9 protein-coding genes and 1 pseudogene are annotated in these 10,856 nt (G+C 71.5%); 7 read left to right on the top strand and 3 right to left on the bottom strand.

The features are described from left to right. Positions 1-531 (bottom strand): annotated as a pseudogene (locus tag J1C73_RS20230) (DNA helicase RecD); the annotation flags it as partial. After that, on the bottom strand, positions 528-1,511 hold the full coding sequence (locus tag J1C73_RS20235; RefSeq protein ID WP_207317650.1) for an aldo/keto reductase: 984 nt from the start codon (positions 1,509-1,511) through the stop codon (positions 528-530). The gene J1C73_RS20235 and the pseudogene J1C73_RS20230, both read right to left, overlap by 4 nt. A 140-nt stretch (positions 1,512-1,651) precedes the next feature. Between J1C73_RS20235 and J1C73_RS20240 the strand changes: the two genes are divergently transcribed. Together J1C73_RS20240 and J1C73_RS20245 are read left to right on the top strand one after the other, a co-directional pair. Next, positions 1,652-2,701: an LLM class F420-dependent oxidoreductase gene (locus J1C73_RS20240; RefSeq protein WP_207317651.1), complete on the top strand. Its 1,050-nt coding sequence runs from the start codon at positions 1,652-1,654 to the stop codon at positions 2,699-2,701. A 259-nt stretch (positions 2,702-2,960) separates the two neighbouring features. Further along, the gene (locus J1C73_RS20245; protein ID WP_207317652.1) at positions 2,961-3,749 is read left to right on the top strand and encodes a ferritin-like domain-containing protein; all 789 of its coding nucleotides are present in this window, start codon (positions 2,961-2,963) and stop codon (positions 3,747-3,749) included. Between the two features lie 23 nt (positions 3,750-3,772). On the opposite strand, the gene corA is transcribed toward J1C73_RS20245, so the two are convergent. Next, positions 3,773-4,768: a magnesium/cobalt transporter CorA gene (gene corA, locus J1C73_RS20250; RefSeq protein ID WP_207317653.1), complete on the bottom strand. Its 996-nt coding sequence runs from the start codon at positions 4,766-4,768 to the stop codon at positions 3,773-3,775. A gap of 59 nt (positions 4,769-4,827) precedes the next feature. On the opposite strand from corA, the gene J1C73_RS20255 reads away from it, so the two are divergent. The 5 genes from J1C73_RS20255 to J1C73_RS20275 all read left to right on the top strand — a co-directional run. Then, positions 4,828-5,538, top strand: a complete 711-nt coding sequence (locus J1C73_RS20255; RefSeq protein ID WP_207317654.1) for a histidine phosphatase family protein — start codon at positions 4,828-4,830, stop codon at positions 5,536-5,538. Between the two features lie 105 nt (positions 5,539-5,643). Then, positions 5,644-6,234 (top strand): DUF3090 domain-containing protein, encoded by a 591-nt coding sequence (locus J1C73_RS20260; protein ID WP_123468727.1) that lies wholly within the window; start codon positions 5,644-5,646, stop codon positions 6,232-6,234. Next, positions 6,198-7,037, top strand: coding sequence for an SCO1664 family protein (locus J1C73_RS20265; RefSeq protein ID WP_207317655.1), 840 nt, complete (start codon positions 6,198-6,200; stop codon positions 7,035-7,037). The genes J1C73_RS20260 and J1C73_RS20265 overlap by 37 nt, the downstream gene beginning before the upstream one ends. A gap of 166 nt (positions 7,038-7,203) precedes the next feature. Further along, the gene (gene mshC / locus J1C73_RS20270) at positions 7,204-8,433 is read left to right on the top strand and encodes a cysteine--1-D-myo-inosityl 2-amino-2-deoxy-alpha-D-glucopyranoside ligase (RefSeq protein WP_207317656.1); all 1,230 of its coding nucleotides are present in this window, start codon (positions 7,204-7,206) and stop codon (positions 8,431-8,433) included. A 109-nt stretch (positions 8,434-8,542) separates the two neighbouring features. Then, positions 8,543-10,856: glycoside hydrolase family 31 protein (locus J1C73_RS20275; protein ID WP_207317657.1), on the top strand; the 2,314-nt coding region annotated here is incomplete at its 3' end.

The raw sequence follows: 10,856 nt of genomic DNA on the forward strand, positions 1-10,856 counted from the left end.
GGCGAGGAGACCGGGGACGGGCCGGCGGGGAACGGCGGGAGCGGGGGAGTCGAAGAACGCGGCTCCCGGCTTCTCGCCGCTCTCCACGGCGCGTACGGCCGCCAGCAGATCGGCGGCCGGTCCGCTCAGTTTCGTACCGGCAGGGATGGGGCCGTCCTTCTCGGCCTTGCGTTTCTCGATCCGCTCCAGCAGCTCGCGCTGGGCGGCCAGCTCCACCTCGGCCTCGGAGAGGGCGGGGGCAGCGGGGGTGTCGCCTTCGGCGCTTCCTGCGCCACCCGCGGCGGCGTCGCCGTCCGGTCCTTCGTCGGTCGCGTCGGCGGGGTCCGGCCCGGCCGACGCCTCGTCCGTCCCGTCGGTGTCCGTCGCGCCGGTTGCGGCAGCCGTCTCCCCGTCGTCAGTCGCCGCGCCGGTCGCTTCGGCGGTCCCGGCGGCGGCCTCCTCGGCCGGGGAGGGCGCGGTGGCGTCCGCGACGACGCTGTCGTCGTCGGTGGCCGAGGGGCCGGGGGATTCCCCCCGGGGAAGCGCAGTCACAGCGTGCTCCAGTCCTGGTCGGGATAGCGGTGCACGGGCGCCGACACATCGTCGAGCGCGCGGCAGATCTCGTAGGGAAGACTAAGCGCCTCCACTGACAATGCCTCCGCGAGCTGGCGCGCGTTGCGCGCGCCGACGATCGGGGCCACCACTCCCGGCCGGTCCCGCACCCAGGCGAGCGCCACCTGGAGCGGCGTCGTGGCCAGCCCGTCGGCCGCGGTCGCCACGGCGTCCACGATGCGGCTCGCCGGGTCGTCGAGATACGGCTCGACGAACGGGGCCAGCAACTCGGAGGCGCCGCGCGAGTCCGCCGGGGTGCCGGTGCGGTACTTGGCGGTCAGCACGCCCCGGCCCAGGGGCGACGACGGCAGCAGCCCCACCCCGAGGTCGAGCGCCGCCGGCAGCACCTCGCGCTCCACGCCCCGTTGCAGCAGCGAGTACTCCATCTGCGTACTGGCCAGCCGGGTCCGCACGCCGGGCGAGGCCAGCTGCCAGGTCGCGGCCTTGGCCAGTTGCCAGCCGCAGAAGTTCGACACCCCCGCGTAGCGGGCGCGCCCGCTGGTCACCGCCAGGTCCAGGGCCTGGAGCGTCTCGTCCAGCGGCGTCACCGGGTCGAAGGCGTGCACCTGCCACAGGTCTACATAGTCGGTGTTGAGCCGGGACAGCGAGGCGTCCAGGGCGGCCAGCAGATGTCCGCGCGAACCGTTGAACCTGCGGTACGGATCGGGCACGCTGCCGGCCTTGGTGGCGATGACCAGATCGCGCCGCGGCACCAGGCCCTCGACGAGGCGCCCGAGCAGGTACTCGGACTCGCCGCCGCCGTACACGTCCGCGGTGTCGACGAGGGTGCCGCCCACCTCCCAGAAGACCTTCAGCTGCTCCGCAGCGTCGTGCTCGTCGGTGTCCCGGCCCCAGGTGAGGGTGCCGAGCCCGATCCGGGACACGCGAAGGCCGGTGCGGCCGAGATGCCTCTGCTCCATGGGCGCTGAGATTACTGGCCATGGCTCCACTCGTCGCAGGGCTGTGGACAACCGGGGCCCGGGTCACCCCTGCCGGATCGTGTTCCCGCGCGCTAGAGTCCGGAGCACAGGGACGTTACTGATCAGTAAGGGGAGCGGCTATGCGGCTCGGCATCAATCTCGGTTACTGGGGCGCGGGTATGGACGGGGACAACCTCGCCGTCGCGCAGGAGGCGGACCGGCTCGGCTACGACGTCTGCTGGGCGGCCGAGGCCTACGGCTCCGACGCCCCGACCGTGCTGACCTGGGTGGCCGCGCAGACCGAGTCCATCGACGTCGGCTCCGCGATCATGCAGATCCCGGCCCGCCAGCCCGCCATGACGGCGATGACCGCGGCCACCCTCGACTCGCTCTCCGGCGGCCGGTTCCGGCTCGGCCTCGGGGTGTCGGGACCGCAGGTCTCCGAGGGCTGGTACGGCGTCAAGTTCGACAAGCCGCTGGCCCGCACCAGGGAGTACGTCGAGATCGTCCGCAAGGCGATGACCCGCGAGCGGCTGTCGTACGAGGGGCAGCACTGGACACTCCCGCTGCCGGACGGGCCGGGCAAGCCGATCAAGCTGACCGTCCACCCGCAGCGCGAGCACATCCCGCTGTACATCGCCGCGATCGGTCCGAAGAACCTGGAGCAGACTGGCGAGATCGCCGACGGGGCGCTGCTGATCTTCCCCTCCGCGGACCACCTGGAGGACACCGCGGTGAAGCACCTGCGGGCGGGCCGGGAGAAGGCCGGCAAGACCATGGAGGGCTTCGACGTCTGCCCGACCCTGCCGCTCGCCATCGGCGACGACGTCAACGGCCTCGCCGACATGTTCCGGCCGTACACCGCGCTGTACGTCGGCGGCATGGGCAGCCGCAAGCAGAACTTCTACAACCAGCTCGCCCAGCGCATGGGGTACGAGAAGGAAGCCGCCGAGATCCAGGACAAGTACCTGTCCGGCGACAAGAGCGGTGCGGCCGCCGCCGTACCGCACCAGCTGATCGACCAGACCACGCTGCTGGGGTCGGTGGAGCGGATCGCCGACCGGATGCAGGGCTACGCGGCCGCGGGCGTCACGACCCTGACCCTGGCCCCGGCCGGCTTCACGCTCGACGAGCGGATCGCCGCGCTGCGCGCCGGTACGGACGCGCTGGAGCGGTCCGGGCTCGCCTGAGGCGTATCCGGGGGCGGCGCTGCCCGTTCCCGCTCAGCACTACGGCCGTGGTGGGGGCTCGGGGGCCTCCCCGCCACGGCCGTCACGCGGAACAACGCGGCCGGGGCGGTTGGGTTACGGGGCCCGCGCGGAAACGGTTCGCCAAAGGTGTGTCCGCACCGGGTGCACGTTCGGCCCAGTCCCCGGGCGTTCCTGTTGCCCGCCGGGGCCAGGAGCATTTGACTGTCGCTCGGCGGATGCCGGCACGGAGGTGGCAGTGATGCTCTCGGCAAAGAACCTGTTCCAGGAGATTCTCGACGACGACGAGTCGTTCCGGCTGTTCTGCTCCATCGCCGCGGGCGGGGAGTCCCAGGGAGGCTGGGAGAACGGCCGCATCGCCGCCCTCGTGCCCGCGAGCCAGCGCGTGCTGGCCCCCAAGATCGCCCGGCACGGCGCCGACGAGGACAAGCACGGCCGGATCTTCAACGCCCTGCTGAGGAAGCGCGGTCTGGAGCCTGTCGAGGTCCCGCACGAGACCGACTACACGATGCTGCTGGAGAAGTGCGGCATCGGCCTCGCCCATGAGCGGCTGGGGCGGGAGGAGCGGCTCGCCGAGCGCGACATCATCACCTACCTCGCGCACAGCCGGGTGACCGAACAGCGCGCCTCCGAGCAGATGCGGCTGCTGCGGAAGTACTTCGCCGACCACCCCGACCTGGGCCGCGCGGTGAGGATGATCTCGAACGACGAGGACAACCACCTGGCGTACTGCCACGAGGAGCTGCTGCGCCTCGCCCGGTCGGGACACGGCCGTACGATCCAGAGCGTCCTGCGCGAGTGCGCACTCGGCGAGATCCGGGTGTACCGCGACGTCAGCCTCGCCGTGATGGGCCACATGGGCCGCATCCTGGGCTGGCCGCGGGCCAAGGCCGCGGCACTGGCGGCGGGAATCCACGCCGTCTACGCGTACGAGCGCCTCGTGGGCTGGCGGCGCATGGTCAGCCTGGTGCCGCCCGAGCGGCGTGACGCGCTGGGCGGTCCGGCCGTCCCGGCACCCGAGTACGCCTGAGGGGCTGTCGTCCTGCGCACCCGTCAGAGCCAGCCGCGCCGCTTGAACTGGCGGTACAGGCCGAAGACCACGCCCGCCATCAGCAGGATCACCGCCGGATAGGCCCACGCCCAGCGCAGCTCCGGCATGTGCTTGAAGTTCATGCCGTAGATCCCCGCGACCATCGTCGGCACCGCCGCCATCGCCGCCCAGGCCGAGATCTTGCGCATGTCGTCGTTCTGCCGCACCCCCATCTGGGCCAGATGCGCGGACAGGATGTCGGAGAGCAGCCGGTCGAGACCCTCCACCTGCTCGTTGGCGCGCGTCAGATGGTCCTGGACGTCCCGGAAGAACGGCTGCGACTGTTCGCGGACGAAGGGCACCCCCGCGCTCGCCAGCCGGGCCATCGGGGCGGCCAGCGGGACGGTCGCCCTGCGGAACTCCAGCACCTGGCGCTTGAACGTGTAGATGCGGGCGGCGGTGTTCTTGGAGTCGCCGGTGGCGGCCGGGGCGAAGACCTCTGTCTCCAGTTCCTCCAGGTCGACCTGGAGCTCGCCCGCGACATCGATGTAGTGGTCCACGACCGCGTCGCTGATCGCGTACAGCACCGCCGTGGGCCCGTGCTTGAGCACCTCGGCCTCGGACTCCAGGCGGCGGCGCACGGCGGCCAGCGGCGCACCGTCACCGTGCCGGACCGTCACCACGAACGAGTCGCCTATGAACACCATCAGTTCGTCCGTGCTGACCGTGTCGCTCCCGTGGTCGTACACGACCGGCTTCACCACCGCGAACAGCGAGTCGTCGTACACCTCCAGCTTCGGGCGCTGGTGCGCGGACAGGGCGTCCTCGACCGCCAGCGGGTGCAGCCCGAACTCGCTGCTGACCAGCTCGAACTCCTTCTCCGTCGGCTCGTGCAGGCCGATCCACAAGAAGGCGTCACCGGTGGCCCGGGCCTCTTCGAGGGCATCGGAGAAATCGGCCGGGCCGTCGGTGCGGCGTCCGTCCCGGTAGATGGCGCAGTCCACAATCACGGCGCGCATTCTGCCCTGCTCCGGTCCCGGGCGCACCTTTGCCGGAGCGTCGGCCTACGCTGGCCCGTATGCCCACCCTGATCCTCGTACGCCACGGACGCTCCACCGCCAACACGGCCGGGGTGCTCGCGGGCCGGACGCCCGGGGTCGCGCTCGACGAGCGCGGCGCCGAGCAGGCCGCAGCGCTTCCCGGACGGCTGGCGGCACTGCCCCTCGCCGCGGCCGTCAGCAGCCCCCTGCAGCGCTGCCGCGAGACGCTGCGCCCGCTGCTCGACGCCCGGCCGGACCTGCCGCTGCACACCGAGGAGCGGATCAGCGAGTGCGACTACGGCGACTGGGCGGGCCGCAAGCTCGCGGAGCTCGCCGACGAGCCGCTGATGACGGTCGTGCAGCAGCACCCGTCGGCCGCGGCGTTCCCCGGCGGCGAGTCCATGAGGGCGATGCAGGCACGCGCCGTCGACGCGGTCCGGGACTGGAACGCGAGGATCGAGGCGGAGCACGGCGAGAACGCCGCCTACGTGATGTGCTCGCACGGGGACATCATCAAGTCCCTTGTCGCCGACGCGCTCGGCATGCATCTGGACCTCTTCCAGAGGGTCCACGCCGACCCGTGCTCGGTCACCGCGATCCGTTACACCAGGCTCCGGCCCTTCCTGCTGAGGCTCGGTGACACGGGAGATCTCGCCCCGCTGGCGCCGCGCGAACCGGCCCCCGGCGAGGGCAAGGAGGCCGGCTCAGAGGCGGACGCCGCGGTCGGGGGCGGCGCTGGGGCACCGTGATCGCTCCGCGCAGTAGGGTGGACGCGCCGTAGGCGCCTTTCCGGGAGGACTCTCCCGGGCCCCGGCCGACCCCTCATCCGCGTCAAATCACAAGGGAGACAGGACGTGTCCCGTCAGGTGTTCCTCTACGACCCCCCGGACCGTTTCGTGGCCGGTACGGTCGGGCTGCCTGGACGTCGTACGTTCTTCCTGCAGGCATCCTCAGGCGGACGTGTCACCAGCGTGGCCCTGGAGAAGACCCAAGTCGCCGCGCTCGCCGAGCGGGTGGACGAACTGCTCGACGAAGTGGTCCGGCGCACCGGGGGGAATTCCCCGGTACCCGCGGTGGCCCCGATGGACGTGACCGACACCGCCCCGCTCGACGTCCCCGTCGAGGAGGAGTTCCGGGTCGGCACGATGGCACTCGCCTGGGACGGCGAGGAACAGCGCATGATCGTCGAGGCACAGGCCCTGGTCGAGCTGGAGGCGGAATCCGTCGAGGATCTCGCCGAGGCCGAGGAGCGGCTGCTCCAGGACGAGGAGAACGGCCCGCCGATGCTCCGGGTCCGGCTCAGCGGAGCGCAGGCCCGCGCCTTCGCCAAACGGGCCCTGGACGTCGTGAACGCCGGCCGCCCGCCGTGCCCGCTGTGCAGCCTCCCGCTCGATCCGGAAGGACACGTATGCCCCCGCCAGAACGGATACCGCCGCGGGGCCTGACCGACGCCGGGCGGCTGACCCTGCTCGGCAAGGGCGAGCTCACCGTCCTCGGACAGGTCCGGGGGGCCTCCAACGCCGTGCTGTACTGCTCGGTCGCGTACGAGGGCGAGCAGGCGCACTGCGTCTACAAGCCGGTGGCCGGCGAGCAGCCCCTGTGGGACTTCCCCGACGGCACGCTCGCCCAGCGCGAGGTGGCCGCCTACGAGATCTCCGAGGCGACGGGCTGGGGCCTGGTGCCGCCGACCGTGCTGCGGGACGGTCCGTACGGCCAGGGCATGTGCCAGCTGTGGATCGAGGCGGCGGCGCAGGACGAGGACGGCCCCGGGCTGCTCGCGCTCGTCGAGGACGAGGAGCCGGGCGAGGGCTGGAAGTCCGTGGCCCTCGCCGAGGTCGGTGAGGGCAGGACGGCGCTGCTGGTCCACGCGGACGACCCCAGGCTGCGGCGGCTCGCGGTCCTCGACGCGGTGATCAACAACGGCGACCGGAAGGGCGGACACCTGCTGCCCGCGCCCGACGGCCGGCTGTACGGCATCGACCACGGCGTCACCTTCAACGCCGAGGACAAGCTGCGCACCCTGCTGTGGGGCTGGGCGGGCGAGCCGTTGCCGGCGGAGGCGGTGGTGGTGCTGGACCGGCTCGCCGGGGAGCTGGAGCCGGGGGCCGCACTGGTCACCCGGCTGGGGGAACTGATCACCGGGGCCGAGATCGAGGCACTGCGCGCCCGTGTGGCGGGGCTGCGGTCCACGGGACTCCACCGGGAGCCGAGCGGCGGGTGGCCGGCCATTCCGTGGCCGCCGGTCTAGGCACGGCCCGGCGGGAGGCCCCTGGTGCGGGCACCTCTCCCGGACCGGTCCGGGTACGCGACCGGGGGAGCGAGGCACTTTTCGGGGCCGTGCGCAAGGGTGCCTCTTCGGACAGGTTCCCCCCTCCGGTTCGTATCCGGAAGCCGCGTCCGGTTACGCTCGTCGCATGCATGCCTGGCCCGCTTCTGAGGTCCCCGCCCTGCCTGGCAAGGGCCGCGACCTTCGGATCCACGACACCGCGACCGGCGGACGGATCACCCTTGACCCCGGTCCCGTCGCCCGCATCTATGTCTGCGGCATCACGCCGTACGACGCGACCCATATGGGTCATGCGGCGACCTACAACGCGTTCGACCTTGTTCAGCGCGTGTGGCTCGACACCAAGCGGCAGATTCACTATGTCCAGAACGTGACCGACGTGGACGATCCGCTGCTGGAGCGGGCCGTGCGCGACGGTCAGGACTGGACCGAGCTCGCCGAGCGCGAGACGGCCCTGTTCCGCGAGGACATGACTGCCCTGCGCATGCTCCCGCCGCAGCACTACATCGGAGCCGTCGAGGCGATACCCGGCATCGTGCCGCTCGTCGAACGACTCCGGGACGCGGGCGCCGCCTACGACCTCGACGGCGATGTGTACTTCTCCGTCGACACCGACCCGCGCTTCGGCCAGGTCTCCAACCTGGACACCGAGGCGATGCGACTGCTCTCCGCCGAGCGCGGCGGCGACCCGGAGCGCCCGGGGAAGAAGAACCCCCTCGACCCGATGCTCTGGATGGCCGCCCGCGAGGGCGAGCCGAGCTGGGACGGCGCCTCGCTCGGCGCCGGCCGGCCCGGCTGGCACATCGAGTGCGTCGCCATCGCCCTGGACCATCTCGGCATGGGCTTCGACGTCCAGGGAGGCGGCTCCGACCTCGCCTTCCCGCACCACGAGATGGGCGCCTCGCACGCCCAGGTGCTGACCGGTGAGCACCCGTTCGCCCAGGCGTACGTGCACGCCGGAATGGTCGGCCTGGACGGCGAGAAGATGTCGAAGTCCAAGGGGAACCTGGTCTTCGTCTCGGTGCTCCGCCGCGACGGCGTGGACCCGGCGGCGATCCGTCTCGCCCTGCTCTCGCACCACTACCGGTCCGACTGGGAGTGGACCGACCAGGTGCTCGCCGACGCGGTGGACCGTCTCGCGCGCTGGCGCGCCGCCGTCTCGCGGCCCGACGGGCTTTCCGCCGACGCCCTGGTCGAGGAGGTCCGCGAGGCCCTCGCCGACGATCTGGACGCCCCGGCGGCCCTGGCCGCCGTGGACCGCTGGGCCGAGCGGCAGACCGCCGGGGGCGGCACGGACGAGGGGGCGCCGGGACTGGTCTCGCGCACCGTCGACGCGCTGCTCGGTGTCGCGCTGTAACCGCCCGCAGGATCACGTCCGTTCACCGGCCCCGAACTTCTTGATGAAGTTCGGGGCCGGTTCCGTTTTGTCCATGGTCAAATGCTCGATGTTGCGCTAAAAGCGCTCTATGCAATCATCAACGCGCATCAGAACGGCAGTAGTTGCAGCGCTGCTGGGACTGTTCGCCGTCCTCTCGGGACCGGGCAGTGCACAGGCGGATCCGGCCGCCCCCGCTGAGTCGACGGTCGGCGATCTCACCGGCTTCTCGGCCGGCGGATCCGTCTACCACCTGCGTGCGGGGGCCGCCGAGGCCCGCGTCAGCTTCGTGTCGGCCGAGACCTTCCGGATCGAGCTCGCCCCGGACGGCACGTTCTCCGACCCGGCCGGCGACGCCATGGTCCTGCCCCAGGGGTCCCCGCCCCGCACCCGGTGGAAGGAGCGGAGCGACCGCTACGACCTCTCCACCGGTGACATCACGCTGCGTGCCTACAAGTCCCCGCTGCGATTCGCCCTGTACCGGGCCGACGGCAGCCGGGTCTGGTCCGAGGCGAAGGGGCTGAGCTGGGACGGCGAGAAGACCACCCAGACCCTCGCGCGCGGCGGCGACGAGCAGTTCTACGGCGCCGGTATGCAGAACGGCCGCGGCAACACCTCGCACCGGGACCAGACCGTCGAGGTCGGAGTCGACTACAACTGGGACGACGGCGGCCACCCCAACTCGGTGCCGTTCTACCTCTCGTCGGCCGGCTACGGCGTGTTCCGCAACACCTTCGCGCCGGGCACCTACGCCTTCAACGACCCGGTCACCACCAGCGCCCAGGAACAGCGCTTCGACGCCTACTACTTCGCGGGTGACGCCAAGGACGTCATAGGCCAGTACACGAAGCTCACCGGCAAGCCGTTCCTGCCGCCGGTGTACGGCATGGAGATCGGCGACGCCGACTGCTACCTGCACAACGCCAACCGCGGCGAGCGTCACACCCTGGACGCCCTCAAGGTCGCCGACGGCTACGTCGAGAACGACATGCCGAACGGCTGGATGCTCGTCAACGACGGCTACGGCTGCGGCCACGAGGACCTCGCCGAGACCTCCAAGGGCCTCCAGGACCGCGACATGCAGCTCGGCCTGTGGACCCAGGACGGCATCGACAAGATCGCCGAACAGGTCAAGGCCGGCCAGCGCGTCGCCAAGCTCGACGTCGCCTGGATCGGGGACGGCTACAAGTTCGCCCTGGACGGCTGCAAGGACGCGTACAAGGGCATCGAGGACAACAGCGACGCCCGCGGCTTCACCTACGCCCCCGAGAGCTGGGCGGGCGCGCAGCGCTGCGGTGTCCAGTGGTCCGGCGACCAGTACGGCACCTGGGACTACATCCGCTGGCAGATCCCGACCTACGCGGGCGCCACGATGTCCGGCCTCGCCTACACCACCGGCGACGTCGACGGCATCTTCGGCGGCAGCGCCAAGACGTACACCCGTGACCTCCAGTGGAAGATGTTCCTGGGGACCACGATGACCATGGACGGCTGGGCGGCCAGCGACAAGCAGCCCTTCCGGTACGGCGAGCCGTACACCTCCATCAACCGCGACTACCTGAAGCTCAAGGAGTCGCTGCTGCCCTACCAGTACTCCTACGCGCACGAGGCCACGAAGACCGGCGTCGGCATGGTCCGTCCGCTGGCGCTGGAGTACCCGGACGACCCGAAGGCCGCGACGGACGCGGCGAAGTACGAGTTCATGTCCGGCGAGGACTTCCTCGTCGCCCCGGTCTACCAGGACAGCACCGAGCGCGACGGCATCTACCTGCCGAAGGGCACCTGGACCGACTACTGGACCGGGCGGACCTACCAGGGCCCGGCCACCGTCAACGACTACAGCGCCCCGCTCGACACCCTGCCGCTGTTCGTCAAGGGCGGCGCCGCCGTGCCGATGTGGCCCGGCATCCGCTCGTACCGGGACCGCACCGCCGGCTCCCCGCTGGCCTGGGACATCTACCCGCAGGGCAGCTCCTCGTTCACCCTGTACGAGGACGACGGCGTGACCCGCAAGCACCGCGACGGCGCGTACGCGACCCAGACGGCCGAGGTCCGCGCACCGGCCGGGGGCGCGGGCGACATCACCGTGAACATCGGTGAGAGCAAGGGGAAGTTCACCGGGAAGCAGAGCAGCCGCCCGTACGAGTTCAGCGTGCACACCGGCTCGGAGCCGAGCGCGGTGAAGCTCAGCGGCAAGCTGCCCCGGCTCGGCTCGGCCGCCGCGTACGCCTCGGCGAAGCAGGGCTGGTGGTACGACCGGGACGACCGCGGCGGCGTCGTGAAGATCAAGACCGCTCCGCTGTCCACGGGCAAGAAGTCATCGGTGAAGCTGGAGAGGACCAGCGCGGTCGGCGGACGGAACGCGGCCGCGACGGCCACCGTCTCCGCGCCGCAGGGCCAGGAGG

It is taken from the genome of Streptomyces laculatispora, from assembly GCF_017353455.1.
GTDB lineage: Bacteria > Actinomycetota > Actinomycetes > Streptomycetales > Streptomycetaceae > Streptomyces > Streptomyces laculatispora.